A 15,256-nucleotide genomic window follows, 5' to 3' on the forward strand; every position below is an offset into this window, starting at 1 on the left:
CGCGATAACTTCGCCCCTGCCCCCGAACCCCCTCCGCCCTGCCTCCCTGCTCCTTTCCCGCCAAGGAGAGTGCGTCATCAACGCGTCCAGCCCTCCTGCCGCCGTAGAACTGCGCGGCATCACCAAGCGCTTCCCGGGTGTCGTCGCCAACCACGACATCGACATCACCGTCCACAAGGGCACCGTGCACGCCCTCGTCGGTGAGAACGGCGCCGGTAAGTCGACCCTGATGAAGATCCTTTACGGCATGCAGAAGCCGGACGAGGGCACCATCACCGTCGACGGCTCCCAGGTCACCTTCTCCAGCCCGGCCGACGCCATCGCGCGCGGAATCGGCATGGTTCACCAGCACTTCATGCTGGCCGACAACCTCACCGTGCTGGAGAACGTCGTTCTCGGGGGCGAGAAGCTCTACGGCATCGGCGCCAAGGCGCGCAAGAAGATCAAGGAGCTCTCGGAGGCGTACGGGCTGAACATCCGCCCCGACGTCCTGGTCGAACAGCTCGGTGTCGCCGACCGGCAGCGCGTGGAGATCCTCAAGGTCCTCTACCGCGGGGCGCACACCCTCATCCTCGACGAGCCGACCGCCGTGCTCGTGCCGCAGGAGGTCGACGCGCTCTTCGCGAACCTGCGCGAGCTCAAGGCCGAGGGCCTGACCGTCATCTTCATCTCCCACAAGCTGGGCGAAGTCCTCTCCGTCGCCGACGAGATCACGGTCATCCGCCGCGGCACCACGGTCGGCACCGCCGACCCGAGGACCACCACGACCAAGCAGCTCGCCGAGCTGATGGTCGGCAGCGAACTGCCGTCGCCCGAGACCCGTGAGTCGACGGTGACCGATGTTCCGATGCTGACCGTGGACGGTCTGCGGCTCACCGCGACCGACCCCGACGGCGTCGTGCGCGAGGTACTCGACGGCATCGACTTCACCATCCACAGGGGCGAGGTGATGGGCATCGCCGGCGTCGAGGGCAACGGTCAGACCGAGCTCATCGAGGCGCTGATGGGCATGCGCGACCCCGACGGCGGTGTGATCACGCTCGGCGAGAACGACATCTCGCACGCGCCCACCCGCAAGCGCCGCGAGGACGGCATCGGTTACATCCCCGAGGACCGCCACCGGCACGGGCTGCTGCTGGAGTCCCCGCTGTGGGAGAACCGCATCCTCGGCCATGTCACCGAGCGCCCCAACAGCAAGCGCGGCCTGCTCGACCTCAAGGCGGCCCGCAAGGACACCGAGCGGATCGTGCGCGAGTACGACGTGCGCACCCCCGGCATCGAGGTCACCGCGGCCTCCCTCTCCGGCGGCAACCAGCAGAAGCTGATCGTCGGCCGCGAGATGAGCCACGCGCCGAAGTTGCTCATCGCCGCCCACCCCACCCGGGGTGTGGACGTCGGTGCCCAGGCGGCCATCTGGGACCAGATCCGGGAGGCCCGCCGCGAGGGTCTCGCGGTGTTGCTGATCTCCGCCGACCTGGACGAGCTCATCGGGCTCTCCGACACCCTGCGGGTGATGTACCGGGGCCGGCTGGTCGCGGACGCCGACCCCGCCACCATCACCCCGGAGGAGCTGGGCTCGGCCATGACCGGCGCCGCCACCGGCCACCTGGAAGCACCCGAGCAGCCCGAGAACGGTGAGGCCCGATGAAGAAGTTCGACAAGGACCGGCTGATCCTGGGCCTCGCCGGCCCGGCGCTCGCCCTGGTCGTGGCCTTCCTGCTCACCTCGGTGGTGCTGCTCGTCTCGGACCGTGATCCGATCGAGCCGTACACCCTGATGATCCAGAACGCCGAGTACACCGACGTCCAGGTGCTGATCGTCAACCAGGCCGGTACGTACTACCTCGCCGCCCTGGCCGTCGCCATCGGCTTCCGGATGAACCTGTTCAACATCGGTGTCGACGGCCAGTACCGCCTCGCGGCGATGCTGGCGGCGGTGGTCGGCGCCTCGGTGGAACTGCCCGGCCCGCTCCACGTCCTGCTGATCGTGCTCGTCGCCATGTTCGTCGGCGCCTTCTGGGCCGGTATCGCGGGCATCCTGAAGACCACCCGTGGTGTCAGCGAGGTCGTCTCGACGATCATGCTGAACGCGATCGCGACCAGCCTGATCGCCTGGATGATCCTGCCCGCGAACCTCGGTGTGCAGCCGGAGGGTTCCAACGACCTGACGACCGGCGAGATCGCCGAGTCCGGCTGGTTCCCCGGCCTGGACACCGGTGAGGGCGGGGTCGTCTACGGCTTCACCTTCATCGCGTTCGGACTCGGCATCGTCTACTGGTTCATCCTCAACCGCACCCGCTTCGGCTTCGACCTGCGCGCCACCGGCGCCAGCCAGTCCGCGGCCCAGGCGAGCGGCGTGGACGCCAAAAAGATGGTCCTCACCGCCATGCTGATCTCCGGCGCGGTCGCGGGCCTGTCCGGTCTGCCGCTGCTGCTGGGACAGACCCACACCTACAGCCTGAGCTTCCCGGTCGGCGTCGGCTTCACCGGCATCACGATCGCGCTGCTCGGCCGCAACAACCCGGTCGGCATCTTCTTCGCCGCACTGCTGATCTCCTTCCTGGAGAAGACCTCGGCCTCGCTGGACCAGCACGGCTACGAGAAGGAGATCGCCACGATCATGCAGGGCCTGATCGTGATCTCGGTCGTCGTGTCCTACGAACTCGTCCGCCAGTACGGGCTGCGCCGCCAGCAGCAGAAGGTCGGCGAGGAACTCGCCGCCCAGGCCCGCAAGTCCCGTGAGGAGGCTGTCCTGTGAGCGACACACGCGAGGCCGCCGGGCTTCGGACGACGACGATGGCCGCGCCCCTGCGCCGAGTGGGCGGAGAAGCGAGTGAAGGCAGGACAGCGTGAGCACCAGCACCGTCTCCATGACGACGACCGCACCCAAGAAGGGCGGCGGCCGCCGCAAGCTGTCCCTGCCGGTGATCATGCTGATCATCGCGGCGGGCCTGCTGCTGTTCTCCCTGGTCCGGGTGATCAGCGGCGCCAATGACCTCACCTCGGTGGGCCAGGTCGCCGGCGCACTCCAGCTGGCCGTGCCGATCGGCCTCGCCGGACTCGGCGGCCTGTGGGCCGAGCGGGCCGGCGTGGTCAACATCGGCCTCGAAGGCATGATGGTCCTCGGCACCTGGTTCGGTGCCTGGGCCGGCTACCAGTGGGGTCCGTGGACCGGCGTCCTGCTGGGCATCGTCGGCGGCGCGCTCGGCGGTCTGCTGCACGCCGTGATCACCGTGACCTTCAACGTCAACCACATCGTCTCCGGTGTGGCCATCAACATCCTGGCCGTCGGTGTCACCCGCTATCTGTCGAACTTCACGTTCGCCGAGGCGGAGGGCGGCTCCTCCAAGCAGTCCCCGCGCATCGACCAGATCACCGACATCACCATTCCGGGACTCTCGGACTGGATGATCGATCTCCAGGCCAAACACTGGTTCTTCGTGTCCGACCTGGCCGGTGTGATCGGCGGTCTGGTGACCAACCTGTCCCTGCTGACCGTCGTCGCCATCCTGCTGATCCCCGGCACCTGGTGGATCCTGTGGCGCACCGCGTTCGGTCTGCGGCTGCGCTCCTGCGGCGAGAACCCCGTCGCCGCCGAGTCCCTGGGCGTCAACGTCTACAAGTACAAGTACATCGCGGTCACCGTCTCCGGCGGTCTGGCCGGTCTCGGCGGCGCGTTCCTCGCGATCGTCGCGACCGGTATCTACCAGGAGGGCCAGACCGGCGGGCGCGGCTACATCGGTCTCGCGGCCATGATCTTCGGCAACTGGATGCCGGGCGGCATGGCGCTGGGCGCCGGGCTCTTCGGCTTCACCGACGGTCTGAAGCTGCGCGGTGGCGCGGAGAACGTCCACGCGATGCTGCTCCTGCTGGCGATCCTCCTCGTGCTGGTCGTGTTCTGGCAGCTGTACAAGAAGAAGTACGTGCAGGCCGCGATCGCCGCGTTCGTCTCGGCGCTGCTGTTCGTCTGGTACTCGATGACGGACGTGCTGCCCAGCCAGTTCGTGGACGCGGCGCCGTACGTCACCACGCTGCTGGTCCTCGCCCTGTCCGCGCAGCGGCTGCGGATGCCCAAGGCGGACGGCATGCCGTACCGCAAGGGCGAGGGCAAATGACGACGCCGTCCGTGACGGACGCCGACTGGGAGCTCCTGCGGGAGCGGGCGCGTGAGGCGATGTCGCACGCGTACGCCCCCTACTCGGGCTACCCGGTCGGCGTGGCGGCGCTCGTCGACGACGGCCGCGTCGTCACGGGCTGCAATGTCGAGAACGCCTCGTACGGCCTGTCGCTGTGCGCCGAGTGCGGTCTCGTCTCCCAGCTCCAGGTCACCGGCGGCGGCCGGCTCACCCACTTCGCGTGCGTGGACGGCCGGGGCGAGGTACTGGTGCCGTGCGGGCGGTGCCGGCAACTGCTGTACGAATTCGGCGGTCCCCGGCTGCTGCTGGACACCCCGGAAGGGATCCTGACCCTGGACGAGATGCTCCCGCAGGCGTTCGGGCCGCAGCATCTCCCGTAGGAGCACGGCCGCGGCCCCACCGCTCCGGCGGAGGGGCCGCGGTCCCACCCTCTTTCTATGCGCGTAGAGCAACTCTGGAGGAATCCCATGGACGTCATCTCCGTCATCCGCACCAAGCGGGACCGGGGTGAGCTGACCCCCGAGCAGATCGACTGGGTCATCGACGCCTACACCCGGGGTGAGGTCGCCGACGAGCAGATGTCGGCGCTGGCGATGGCGATCCTGCTGAACGGCATGAACCGCACCGAGATCGCCCGCTGGACGGCGGCGATGATCGCCTCCGGCGAGCGCATGAACTTCGACGCCCTCTCCCGCCCCACCTCCGACAAGCACTCCACCGGCGGCGTCGGCGACAAAATCACGCTGCCGCTCGCCCCGCTGGTCGCCGCGTGCGGTGCCGCCGTCCCGCAGCTCTCCGGCCGCGGTCTCGGCCACACCGGCGGCACGCTCGACAAGCTGGAGTCCATCCCCGGCTGGCGCGCGCTGCTGTCCAACGAGGAGATGCTGAACGTCCTCGACACCACCGGCGCCGTGATCTGCGCGGCCGGTGACGGGCTCGCCCCCGCCGACAAGAAGCTCTACGCGCTCCGCGATGTCACCGGCACCGTCGAGGCCATCCCGCTCATCGCCTCCTCGATCATGTCCAAGAAGATCGCCGAGGGCACCGGTTCGCTGGTCCTGGACGTCAAGGTCGGCACCGGCGCGTTCATGAAGACCATCGAGGACGCCCGCGAACTTGCCTCCACCATGGTCGCGTTGGGCACCGACAGCGGTGTGCGGACCGTCGCTCTGCTCACCGACATGTCCACCCCGCTCGGCCTCACCGCGGGCAACGCGCTCGAGGTCCGCGAGTCCGTCGAGGTCCTCGCCGGCGGCGGTCCCTCCGACGTGGTCGAGCTGACCCTGGCGCTGGCCCGCGAAATGCTCGACGCGGCCGGCATCAAGGACGCCGACCCGGCGAAGGCGCTGGCCGACGGCTCGGCGATGGACGTCTGGAAGCGCATGATCGCGGCTCAGGGCGGCGACCCGGACGCGACCCTCCCGGTGGCCCGCGAGCAGCACGTCGTCACCGCCTCCGCCTCCGGCGTCCTGACCCGCCTCGACGCGTACGACGTCGGCATCGCCGCCTGGCGCCTCGGAGCGGGCCGGGCCCGCAAGGAGGACCCGGTGCAGGCGGGTGCGGGCGTCGAACTGCACGCCAAGCCGGGCGAGACGGTGACGGCGGGACAGCCGCTGATGACCCTGCACACGGACACCCCGGAGAAGTTCGACTACGCGCTCCAGTCCCTGGGCTCGGCGTACGACATCGCCCCCGCGGGCACGGAGTTCACCCCGGACCCGATCGTGCTGGACCGCATCGCCTGACCGGCGCACATCCGACGAACGGCGGGACCGGTGGACCTCCACCGGTCCCGCCGTTCGTCGTGTCACCGATGAGATCGGGCGCCCGCACCGGTCCCCAGAACAGGACGTATCCGTACGACGACGGGACGGGATCGTGAGCCATGCACCGAAGTCTTCTGACAGCGATGAGTTATGGCCGCAAGGGCAGTCTGATACGTGTGGACGCCACACAGCCCGTCGTCATGCGCATTTCCGGGAGGCTGACCCCGGACGATGTGCCGCGCCTGTGCGAGGAGTTGCACGCGCGGCTCTCCGGCTCCGGCGCCACCGAGGCGATCTGTGACGTCGCAGGGCTGACGCACGCCAGTCTGACCGCCGTCAACGCCCTTGCGCGGATGCAGCTCACGGCCCGGCGGCTGGGGTGCCGGGTCCGGATGAGGGGTGCCGGGCCGGAGCTGCGCGCCCTGCTGGAACTGGTGGGCCTGGGCGAAGTCGCCTGACGGGGACCGCCCGACGGCCGCCATCCCCAAAGGTGAGCCGCCGGTCGGGGACACCTCAGCCCGCGGTCTTCGGTGCCTGTGCTCCCGCGTCCGCTTCCTCACCCGTGGCAGCCTCCGGTGCCTGTGCGGCGGGGGCCCCGTCCTTGTCGAGGGCCGGCGGCAGGTCGAACAGCGGGAACCACCTCTTGGTGTCCAGGAAGAAGTCCATCCCGCCGATCTTGCCGTCGGAGAGCTCCAGGACGATGAGCGCCCACGGCTCGTACCCCTCGCCGGACGGGCTCGGGTGGTAGTGCGCGAACGCCGGCGAGCCGTTCGCCACGGTCGGGACCAGCTTCGATCCCCGGCACACCTCGCCCACGCCGAGCATCCAGCCCACGATGTTGTCGTGGCCGCGCAGCCACAGGTCGTACGGCGGCATGGACATCGTCGCGTCCTCGTGGAGGAGGGCGGTCAGCGCCTGCATGTCATAGCCCTCGAAGGCCGCCACATAGCGGGCGAGGAGCTTCTGCTGTTCTTCGTCGAGGGGGTCGGCGCCGTCCGAGGAGGCCGGCTCCGACTCGGCGAGGGTCGCCCGCGCCCGCTGGAGCGCGCTGTTCACCGAGGCGACCGTGGTGCCCAGCAGCTCGGCGACCTCGCTCGCCTTCCAGGCCAGCACCTCGCGCAGGATCAGGACGGCACGCTGCTTGGGCGGCAGATGCTGGAGAGCGGCGACGAACGCCAGCCTGATCGTCTCGCGCTCCACGGCGGTCTCCGCGGGGTCGGCCACCGAGGGCAGCACCCGCCCGTCGGGCACCGGCTCGAGCCAGGTGACCTCCGGGCGGCTGGTCAGCTGGGCCTGGGCGACGGGGGTCGCGGCCGTGAGGTCCATGGGGCGGGCGCGGCGGTTGCCTGCGTTCAGCATGTCGAGACAGACGTTCGTCGCGATGCGGTACAGCCACGACCGCAGCGACGAACGCCCTTCGAACTTCTCGAAATTCCGCCAGGCCCGGACCATGGTGTCCTGCACCGCGTCCTCCGCCTCGAAAGCGGAGCCGAGCATGCGGTAGCAGTAACCGGTCAGCTCTCGCCGGTACTGCTCCAGTCGCGAATCCAGGTCCTGCGTCGTTGCCAGATCACTCATCGGGTCCACCCCTGTCGCCCATTCGGCACCAGCCCTTCGGAACCTACAGGAGGGGACTGACAGTGGGGGTCAGGTTCCCGGCTTGCGCCCGTACACGTGCACGTCGTCGCCGTTCTTCAGCAAATTCCAGTATGCCTTTGCCTCCGCGGGCCGCATATTGACGCAACCCGCCGAGCCAGGCGGGTTGTACATCGACTTCGTGACCGAGTGGAAGGCCTGGCCGCCGTCGAAGAACTGCGAATACGGCATCCGTACCTTGTAGAGGGTGGAGAAGTGGTTGATGCTCCGCCAGTAGATCTTCCTGGCGCCGGTACGGGTCTCGGTGCCGTTCTTGCCCGTACGCACCGCGACCGGCCCGTAGACCAGCTTCTTTCCGTCCTGGATCCAGCTCAGCTGACGGGTCAGGTCGACACAGGCGATGCGGCCCTTGTTCGTCGGACACTTGCCCGCCGCGTTCGGGTTCTTCCCCGCCGCGCGCTGCGCCAGGATCGTGCTCATCGTCTGCCAGGTCAGCGGGCCGGCGTAGCCGATGGTCGGCGTGATCCCGTGCCACCCCTGGAAGGTCCGGATCGCCTTGCAGTCGGCAGCCGACTGCTTGCCGTCCACCGGACGCCCCATGAACTTCTCGACCTGCTTCTGGTACGGCCCCGTCGCCGTCGTGCACGAGGCCGCGGCGGCCGGCGCGCTGCCTATCGCCATCGTGAGCGGGACCACCAGACCGGTCAGGCCCAGCACCACTCCCGCCCGTCTCCGTATGCCCTGCGTCCCCCGTGTCCCCCCGGTGCGACCCATCGCCACCAACTCCCCTCCGTGGACCGCGCCGACGCGCGGGTCTGCCAGCTTTGACGCTCACGGAGGAGCAGCGGTTGTACGGGAGAGGGGCCCAATTCCCGCGGGTTCGTCAGCGCTGTGCGCCGGCGAGCAGCATCCGGTGCTCGGCGCGGGCAACCCGCGTCCCGTACAGCGTGATCGACACGACGCCGAGCACGGCCAGCAGGCCCAGCAGGACCGTGCCCGCCCAGCCGCCGGAGTGGTAGGCGAGGGCGCCGAGCGCACCGCCGGCGCTGCTGCCGAGGTAGTACGCGGACTGGTACAGCGCGGACGCCTGGGCGCGGCCGGTCTTCGCCGTACGGCTCACCGAGGACGAGGCGACCGCGTGCCCGGCGAAGAACCCCGCGGTGATCAGCACCAGGCCGAGCAGCACCGCGGGCAGTGTGTCCGCCAGCGAGAGCAGCAGACCCGCGGCGGTCGTGGTGACCGCGAGGTACAGCGCCCCGCGGCGGCCGAGACGGCCGACCAGCTTCCCGGCGGCGGCGGAGGAGACCGTGCCGACGAGGTACACCAGGAAGATCGAGCCGACGATGCCCTGCGGCAGGCTGAAGGGCGCCTCGACCAGCCGGTAGCCGATCACCGTGTAGACCGCGCCGAAGACGGTCATGAACAGCGCGCCGATCGCGTACAGCCGCGCCAGCAGCGGGTCGGCGAGATGACCACGGACCGTCGCGACGAGGGCGCGCGGGTTCACCGAACCGGGCGTGAAATGGCGAGCCTTGGGGAGCATCGCGCGGAACACCAGCGCGCACACGAGGGCCATCAGACCGACAGCTGCGAGCCCCGCGCGCCAGCCCCAGAGCTGTGCCACCCAGCCGGTGACGATCCGCCCGCTCATCCCGCCGATGCTGTTGCCCGCCACGAACAGGCCGATCGCGGCCACCAGCGCCTTCGGCCGCACCTCCTCCGCGAGATACGCCATCGCCGAGGCCGGCAGTCCGGCCAGCGCCGCGCCCTGTACGGCGCGCAGCGCCACCAGCCACTCCAGGCTGGGCGCGAACGGCACCAGCAGTCCCACCGCCACGGCGACGGCCAGCGACGCCGTCATCACGGGGCGCCGTCCGAAGCGCTCGGAGAGCGAGCTCATCGGCAGGACGCACACGGCCAGCGCGGCGGTCGCCGCGGAGACGGTCCAGCTGGCGGCGGACGCGCTCACGCCGAAGTCGGCGGAGACGGCGGGCAGCAGCGCCTGCGTGGAGTAGAGGAGGGCGAACGTGGCCATACCGGCGGCGAAGAGCGCGAAACTCATGCGGCGGTAGCCGGGCTGCCCGGGGGAGAGGAGTTCGGGGGACGACGGGCCGGCGCCCACGGGAGTGGACGCCTTGGTACTGGCGGGAGACATGCTTCGAACGTAGGCGCCGGAACTTCATGCGTCCAATGCATGGATTGGCCATAATCGTTCCCATGGTGCATGACCACAGCTCACAGCCTCGGCTGTCACCGAGTAGTTACGAAGAAGACATCACGCTGCTGCTCGCGCCGCGCCTCGCGTACTTCGCCGGAGTCGCCCGCCACGAGCATGTGACGCGTGCCGCACAGGAGATGGGGGTGCCGCAGTCGACCCTGTCACGGGCGATGGTGCGCCTGGAGCACGACCTCGGTCTGGCCCTGTTCGCCCGCAAGGGCCGTACGGTCTCGCTCACTCCGGCCGGCCGGACCTTCCTCGCCTCCGTGGAGCGAGCACTGGGCGAGGTCGAGCGGGCGGCGGACTCGGTACGGGCGGACGCCGATCCCAGCGCCGGAAAGGTGGCGTTCGGCTTTCTGCACACCATGGGGTCGGAGACCGTGCCGGGGCTGCTGCGGGCGTTCCGCGCCGACCATCCGCGGGTCCGCTTCACCCTCGTGCAGAACTACGGCGAGGCGATGCTGGAACGGCTGCGCGCCGGAGAGCTCGATCTGTGCCTCACCTCGCCGGTACCGGACGCGCCCGACCTCGTCGCCCGGCGCCTGGACGAGCAGCGGCTGCGTCTGGTCGTGCCGGACGACCACCGGCTGGCCGGCCGCCGGCGCATCCGGCTGGCGGAGGCGGCGGACGAGGTCTTCGTGACCCTCGAACCCGGCTACGGTCTGCGGCGGATCACCGACGACCTGTGCGCGGAGGCCGGCTTCACCCCGCGGATCGCCTTCGAGGGCGAGGAGGCGGAGACCCTGCGGGGGCTGGTGGCCGCGGGCCTGGGCGTGGCCCTGCTGCCACCGCCGGCCGTCGCGCGGCCGGGCGTGGTGGAGCTGACGGTGACCGCCCCGCGCGCCGCCCGTGAGATCGGCCTCGCCTGGCTCGACGGGCACCCGGACACCGCCCCCGTGGCGGCGTTCAAGAAGTTCCTGCTCTCCCGCCGGGGCAGTCTGCTCCCGGACTGAGGAGCCCGTCCGAAAGGGGTCCGGCCACCCGTCCGCGCGGCGCGCCCTACCGTCGCAGCGACCTGCCGAAACCGGCCGCCAGCGGCATCCGCAGACCGAGCGGCGGAGGGGCCGCGAACGCGTCGGCCACCGGGCGGGCATAGGTCCGGGTGAAGAGTGCGCCGAGGACGAAGTCGGCCGCCAGCGCCTGGACTTCGCCGTGGTGCTGACGCAGCGCGTTGCCGTCCGTGTGGACCTCGAAGCGGCAGGTGTCGCGGTTCGTCTTCTTCGCCCGCTCGGCCAGCCGGTAGGACAACTCCGGGTCCGTACGAGCGTCGTTCGTGCCGTGCACGATCAGCACCTGCCGGCCGACGAGCTGTTTCACCGGTTCGGGTGTGGCCGCCATGTCGTCCTCCGGCAGCCACGGGGCAAGCGCCAGCACGGAGTTGACCGCCGTGTGACCCGCGGCGTGCAGGGCCGCGCGCCCGCCGATGCCGTGGCCGACGAGACAGACGGGCACATCCCCGTACCGCTGGAGCACCTCGTCCGCCGCCCAGGCCGCGTCGGCGGCGGGCTGTGCGTCCGTCCCGTTCCAGCCCCGGAAGCGGTAGTGCACCGCGTGCACCACCAGCCCGTGCTCGCGCCCCGCGCGGGCCAGCGACCGGCCCATCGGCAGTGCCGTCGCGTACGACAGCGGTGAGGGTCTGCGGACCGACTCGGGCTCTCCGTCGGGCAGGAGCAGCACCACCCCACCGACCGCCGTACCGGTTCCCGCCGCGCGGCCGCCCACCGCCCGGCCGAGCCGGGCCTGCCGCTCGCGCCGGGCGTCCCGCTCTCCCCTCGTCACGGTCGCCTCACGGCGGGTTCCCGTACCTCCGGCCCGGTCGCCCGGACGCCCCCACGACAGGGGCGATGCGTGGTGTGCCATGACAGAACAGTCTCAGAAGGGCGGGTGTACTCCACCCGTACGCACGGTCACTGTTACGTATCGACCCGGCCTTCTCTACGCGCGTAGGGGCTAGAGTGCGCAGATGACGAGCCAGACCCTCAATACGCCCACCGCGGACCAGATCCGCCGTGCTCCGAAGGTGCTCCTGCATGATCACCTCGACGGCGGGCTGCGTCCGGGCACGATCATCGAACTCGCCCAGGAACACGGCTACGAAAGGCTCCCCGAGTCCGAGCCGGACAAGCTGGGCATCTGGTTCCGCGAGGCCGCCGACTCCGGCTCGCTGGAGCGTTATCTGGAGACCTTCGCGCACACCTGCGCCGTCATGCAGACCCGCGACGCCCTCTTCCGGGTCGCCGCCGAGTGTGCCGAGGACCTCGCCGCGGACGGTGTGGTCTACGCGGAGGTGCGGTACGCCCCCGAGCAGCACCTGGAGGCCGGTCTCACGCTCGAAGAGGTCGTCGAGGCCGTCAACGAAGGCTTCCGCGAGGGCGAACGGCGTGCCCGCGAGAGCGGTCACCGCATCCGCGTCGGCGCGCTGCTCACCGCCATGCGGCACGCGGCCCGCGCCCTGGAGATCGCCGAACTGGCCAACCGCTACCGCGATCTGGGTGTCGTCGGCTTCGACATCGCGGGCGCCGAGGCGGGCTTCCCGCCCACCCGTCACCTGGACGCCTTCGAGTACCTGAAGCGCGAGAACAACCACTTCACCATCCACGCCGGTGAGGCCTTCGGCCTGCCGTCGATCTGGCAGGCGCTCCAGTGGTGCGGCGCCGACCGCCTCGGGCACGGCGTGCGCATCATCGACGACATCGAGGTGGCGGACGACGGCACGGTGCGGCTCGGCCGCCTGGCCGCGTACGTACGGGACAAGCGCATCCCGCTGGAGCTGTGCCCGACGTCGAACCTGCAGACCGGGGCCGCCGACTCGTACGCCGACCACCCCATCGGGCTGCTGCGGAAACTGCACTTCAGGGCCACCGTCAACACCGACAACCGGCTCATGAGCGGCACCAGCATGACCCGTGAATTCGAGCTGCTGACCGACACCTTCGGATACACGCTCGACGACATGCAGTGGTTCACCGTCAATGCGATGAAGTCGGCATTCATTCCTTTCGATGAACGCCTGGCGATGATCAATGACGTGATCAAGCCCGGATATGCCGAGCTGAAATCCGAATGGCTGTTCCGTCAGACCGCCACGACCAGCGATTCTCCCTCCGCCGGAGATTGATCGTACTTATCGGGAAGCGGCCGGGAACGTCAACACTCGGCCGCTTCGCGGTGTTTGCCACTCCTGTGGGGCGGGGCTAGCTTGCAGAGCCGCTCATATTCCCGTCCCGAGGAAAACCCCTGATGAAGCAGTCTGCTGTCAAGACTCTCGGTGCCGCCGCTCTCGGTGCCGCCTTCGCCGCCGCCGCCGCGGGCTCCGCCGCCGCCGCGCCGACGACGCTCCCCGACACCGCCACCCCGCTCGACAGCGTCACGAGCGTGGCGCCCGTGCAGAAGGCCGTCACCAAGCTCCCGGCGGGTGCCCCCGAGTCGCTGGTCGGCGGCCAGCAGGCGCTGACCGACGCCGTCGGCCCGCTGGCGTCCACCCTGGAGGGTGTGAAGAACACGGTGCTGCCCGCCAACGGTTCGGCCGACCCGGTCGCGGGCCTGCTCGGCGGCCTCCCCGTCAGCCCCGGCAACCTTCCGCTGACCGGTCTGCCGCTCGGCGGCCTCCCCCTCGGCTGAGACACCGGCACGGCACGGACGGACGGCGCTCGCGGCCTGACGCACGCGACATCCGCAGAACGCCACTGAAGTGGGGCGCACATCCCGAATCGGATGTGGGCCCCACTTCTGTGTGCCAGGATCGCCGCCATGCGCCCGAAGACCGCCGGGACAAGAGCCCGACCGACTTTGCTGACAGCACTCTCCGCTCTCCTGCTGGTCACCGCCTGCACGAGTGACGACGGCAAGGAACCCGCCGCGGGCTCGGGCACGTCCGCCGGTTCGGGCGCGACCACCGGCGCCGGACCGGCCGACGGAGGAAAGAGCGACGGCGGCGGTGACAGCGACAAGGGGGCCGGCGGCGACACCTCGAAGCCGCTCAGCGGCCCTCAGTTGGAGCGCGCGGCGCTGGCCACCGGAGATCTGCCCGGCTTCCAGGTGTCCACCGGCAAGAGCGCCCTCGCCCCCGCTGGGCAGCCCACCGCCGACACCCCCGCGTGCCAGCCGCTCGCCGACGCCATGGGTGACGCACCGAGCCCCCGGGCGAAGAGCACGGTCAACCGCGGGCTGGGCTCGGTCAAAAGCGTCGGGCTCGCGGTGTCCGCCTCGGTCAGCGCCTACAGCGAGGCCGACGCGGTACGGCTCATGGACGGACTGAGGAAGGCTGTCGGCGCGTGCGGCAAGGGATTCACCGCGACCCTCCAGGGCCGCAGCGGTTCCTACCGCGAGGTGAAGGAGAGCCCCTTCACCGCCAAGGGCGCCGACGAGACCGTCAGCTGGACGGCGGTCGGGACCAATGAGGGCGTGGCCGCCCCGGTCCATCTGGTCGTGGTGCGCCAAGGCGCCACGGTGGCGCGCTTCATGGCGCTCGACCTCGCGCGGCGTGTACCGCCGCGTGTCCCCGGGGAAGTCGCCGACAAGCAGCTGGCCAAGGTCGGCCAGGTGCGGGCCGGCTGAGCCGGGTCCCGTACGTCCGACAGGTGTACTACCAGGCCGTCGTGGCGGTCTTCTCGGCCGGCAGGAACAGCCACAGCGCCAGGTAGACCACGAACTGCGGGCCGGGCAGCAGGCACGAGACGGCGAAGATGACCCGCATGGTGCCGGCGGATGTGCCGAAGCGCTGTGCCAGCGCGGCGCACACTCCACCGATCATGCGTCCCTCACGCGGGCGGACAAGTGCGGCCATGATGAGCTCCTTTGCGAGAACCGTGCGGTGGATGTCCAGGAGCGGTTCCCGTTGGCTCCTGATGTATCCATGGTGGCTCTCAGCAGGGGGGCAAAGCGTCGCTCTACGGGGCGATCCCGACCCTGGGAATCGTCGGGGTCGCCCCCTGAGACGGCTCCTCCCGCAGCACGGCACCGTGCGACCGCGCGGAGGACCGGGCGTCCGCGCCGCGCTGCCTGCGGCGCAGCCGGGCCCGGCCGGCCGGCACGACCAGCAGATGGGCGATCGTGACCCCGGCGGTGTTCAGCAGCAGCGAGTCGACGTCGAGCACCCGCCCCGGGACGCCGGTCTGCAGAAGCTCTATGGCGAGGGAGAGAAACGCGCCGGCCGCGACGGTGCGGGCCAGCGAGACGAGCGGCGAGACCATGAGCTTGCCGCCGGCCATCGGCAGCAGGACGCCCAGCGGCGCGAGCAGCAGCAGTCCCTCACCTATCCGGCGAGCGGCCTCCACGGGGCCCAGCGCGAGGTCGGCCTCGATACCGGCGAAGGGCTCGAGATTCGCGGCCGTCACCCACAGCACGTCCAGCGGGCGCAGGGTCAGCCATGCCACGAGCAGCAGATGAGCGAGGAGGAGGGTGACCCCCGCCGCGCGGAAGCGGATGACGGCACTGCCGCCCGGACCTTGACGCTGCACGCCCCCCAAGACGCACGCTGCGCGCGGATCGGTTCCGGAAGCTTTCAAGTGGAAGCCGTACGGGTCGCACCGCGCCGCCCCT

Annotated in this window: 16 protein-coding genes; 10 read left to right on the plus strand and 6 right to left on the minus strand. The window is 70.4% G+C overall.

What is annotated here, in order from left to right:
- The first annotated feature begins 109 nt into the window (after positions 1-109).
- The 6 genes from ABTX78_RS07280 (at position 110) to ABTX78_RS07305 (ending at position 6,359) form a co-directional block, all read left to right on the plus strand.
- On the plus strand, positions 110-1,648 hold the full coding sequence (locus ABTX78_RS07280; protein ID WP_352205893.1) for an ABC transporter ATP-binding protein: 1,539 nt from the start codon (positions 110-112) through the stop codon (positions 1,646-1,648).
- A complete protein-coding gene (locus tag ABTX78_RS07285) occupies positions 1,645-2,757 on the plus strand; it encodes an ABC transporter permease (protein ID WP_352205804.1) in 1,113 nt (370 codons plus the stop codon). The genes ABTX78_RS07280 and ABTX78_RS07285 overlap by 4 nt, the downstream gene beginning before the upstream one ends.
- A 112-nt stretch (positions 2,758-2,869) precedes the next feature.
- Positions 2,870-4,114, plus strand: coding sequence for an ABC transporter permease (locus tag ABTX78_RS07290; RefSeq protein ID WP_352205894.1), 1,245 nt, complete (start codon positions 2,870-2,872; stop codon positions 4,112-4,114).
- On the plus strand, positions 4,111-4,515 hold the full coding sequence (locus tag ABTX78_RS07295) for a cytidine deaminase (protein ID WP_352205805.1): 405 nt from the start codon (positions 4,111-4,113) through the stop codon (positions 4,513-4,515). Before ABTX78_RS07290 ends, ABTX78_RS07295 begins: the two co-directional genes overlap by 4 nt.
- A gap of 87 nt (positions 4,516-4,602) precedes the next feature.
- A complete protein-coding gene (locus tag ABTX78_RS07300) occupies positions 4,603-5,880 on the plus strand; it encodes a thymidine phosphorylase (protein ID WP_352205806.1) in 1,278 nt (425 codons plus the stop codon).
- Between the two features lie 197 nt (positions 5,881-6,077).
- A complete protein-coding gene (locus ABTX78_RS07305) occupies positions 6,078-6,359 on the plus strand; it encodes an STAS domain-containing protein (RefSeq protein ID WP_352205807.1) in 282 nt (93 codons plus the stop codon).
- A gap of 55 nt (positions 6,360-6,414) precedes the next feature.
- Here ABTX78_RS07305 and ABTX78_RS07310 read toward each other — a convergent pair whose 3' ends face one another.
- From ABTX78_RS07310 to ABTX78_RS07320, 3 genes are all read right to left on the minus strand, one after another.
- A complete protein-coding gene (locus ABTX78_RS07310) occupies positions 6,415-7,479 on the minus strand; it encodes a sigma-70 family RNA polymerase sigma factor (protein ID WP_352205808.1) in 1,065 nt (354 codons plus the stop codon).
- Between the two features lie 69 nt (positions 7,480-7,548).
- The gene (locus ABTX78_RS07315) at positions 7,549-8,271 is read right to left on the minus strand and encodes a L,D-transpeptidase family protein (RefSeq protein ID WP_352205809.1); all 723 of its coding nucleotides are present in this window, start codon (positions 8,269-8,271) and stop codon (positions 7,549-7,551) included.
- 109 nt (positions 8,272-8,380) lie between these two features.
- Complete coding sequence (locus ABTX78_RS07320; RefSeq protein WP_352205810.1) at positions 8,381-9,652, minus strand: MFS transporter; 1,272 nt, start codon at positions 9,650-9,652, stop codon at positions 8,381-8,383.
- Between the two features lie 62 nt (positions 9,653-9,714).
- Between ABTX78_RS07320 and ABTX78_RS07325 the strand changes: the two genes are divergently transcribed.
- Positions 9,715-10,668 (plus strand): LysR family transcriptional regulator, encoded by a 954-nt coding sequence (locus ABTX78_RS07325; RefSeq protein ID WP_352205811.1) that lies wholly within the window; start codon positions 9,715-9,717, stop codon positions 10,666-10,668.
- Between the two features lie 46 nt (positions 10,669-10,714).
- Here the strand turns inward: ABTX78_RS07325 and ABTX78_RS07330 are convergent, their stop codons facing one another.
- A complete protein-coding gene (locus tag ABTX78_RS07330; RefSeq protein ID WP_352205895.1) occupies positions 10,715-11,395 on the minus strand; it encodes an alpha/beta fold hydrolase in 681 nt (226 codons plus the stop codon).
- 283 nt (positions 11,396-11,678) lie between these two features.
- On the opposite strand from ABTX78_RS07330, the gene ABTX78_RS07335 reads away from it, so the two are divergent.
- From ABTX78_RS07335 to ABTX78_RS07345, 3 genes are all read left to right on the plus strand, one after another.
- On the plus strand, positions 11,679-12,833 hold the full coding sequence (locus ABTX78_RS07335; RefSeq protein WP_352205812.1) for an adenosine deaminase: 1,155 nt from the start codon (positions 11,679-11,681) through the stop codon (positions 12,831-12,833).
- A 122-nt stretch (positions 12,834-12,955) separates the two neighbouring features.
- Positions 12,956-13,336, plus strand: a complete 381-nt coding sequence (locus tag ABTX78_RS07340; RefSeq protein ID WP_352205813.1) for an ATP-binding protein — start codon at positions 12,956-12,958, stop codon at positions 13,334-13,336.
- Between the two features lie 129 nt (positions 13,337-13,465).
- Positions 13,466-14,272, plus strand: coding sequence for a hypothetical protein (locus tag ABTX78_RS07345; RefSeq protein ID WP_352205814.1), 807 nt, complete (start codon positions 13,466-13,468; stop codon positions 14,270-14,272).
- Between the two features lie 28 nt (positions 14,273-14,300).
- Here the strand turns inward: ABTX78_RS07345 and ABTX78_RS07350 are convergent, their stop codons facing one another.
- Both ABTX78_RS07350 and ABTX78_RS07355 read right to left on the minus strand, forming a co-directional pair.
- A complete protein-coding gene (locus tag ABTX78_RS07350) occupies positions 14,301-14,501 on the minus strand; it encodes a PspC domain-containing protein (RefSeq protein WP_352205815.1) in 201 nt (66 codons plus the stop codon).
- Positions 14,502-14,604: 103 nt separating this feature from the next.
- The gene (locus tag ABTX78_RS07355; RefSeq protein WP_352205816.1) at positions 14,605-15,174 is read right to left on the minus strand and encodes a VanZ family protein; all 570 of its coding nucleotides are present in this window, start codon (positions 15,172-15,174) and stop codon (positions 14,605-14,607) included.
- Positions 15,175-15,256: the final 82 nt, after the last annotated feature.

The sequence above is a fragment of the Streptomyces sp. NPDC096193 genome, assembly GCF_040302905.1.
Classification (GTDB): domain Bacteria; phylum Actinomycetota; class Actinomycetes; order Streptomycetales; family Streptomycetaceae; genus Streptomyces.

Excerpts from the sequence above, each read along its gene's own strand:
- ABTX78_RS07285 (WP_352205804.1), top strand. The coding sequence starts at position 1,645 with ATGAAGAAGTTCGACAAGGACCGGCTGATCCTGGGCCTCGCCGGCCCG.
- ABTX78_RS07290 (WP_352205894.1), top strand. The coding sequence starts at position 2,870 with ATGACGACGACCGCACCCAAGAAGGGCGGCGGCCGCCGCAAGCTGTCC.
- ABTX78_RS07295 (WP_352205805.1), top strand. The coding sequence starts at position 4,111 with ATGACGACGCCGTCCGTGACGGACGCCGACTGGGAGCTCCTGCGGGAG.
- ABTX78_RS07300 (WP_352205806.1), top strand. The coding sequence starts at position 4,603 with ATGGACGTCATCTCCGTCATCCGCACCAAGCGGGACCGGGGTGAGCTG.
- ABTX78_RS07310 (WP_352205808.1), bottom strand. The coding sequence starts at position 7,479 with ATGAGTGATCTGGCAACGACGCAGGACCTGGATTCGCGACTGGAGCAG.
- ABTX78_RS07315 (WP_352205809.1), bottom strand. The coding sequence starts at position 8,271 with ATGGGTCGCACCGGGGGGACACGGGGGACGCAGGGCATACGGAGACGG.
- ABTX78_RS07320 (WP_352205810.1), bottom strand. The coding sequence starts at position 9,652 with ATGTCTCCCGCCAGTACCAAGGCGTCCACTCCCGTGGGCGCCGGCCCG.
- ABTX78_RS07325 (WP_352205811.1), top strand. The coding sequence starts at position 9,715 with ATGGTGCATGACCACAGCTCACAGCCTCGGCTGTCACCGAGTAGTTAC.
- ABTX78_RS07335 (WP_352205812.1), top strand. The coding sequence starts at position 11,679 with ATGACGAGCCAGACCCTCAATACGCCCACCGCGGACCAGATCCGCCGT.
- ABTX78_RS07340 (WP_352205813.1), top strand. The coding sequence starts at position 12,956 with ATGAAGCAGTCTGCTGTCAAGACTCTCGGTGCCGCCGCTCTCGGTGCC.
- ABTX78_RS07345 (WP_352205814.1), top strand. The coding sequence starts at position 13,466 with ATGCGCCCGAAGACCGCCGGGACAAGAGCCCGACCGACTTTGCTGACA.
- ABTX78_RS07350 (WP_352205815.1), bottom strand. The coding sequence starts at position 14,501 with ATGGCCGCACTTGTCCGCCCGCGTGAGGGACGCATGATCGGTGGAGTG.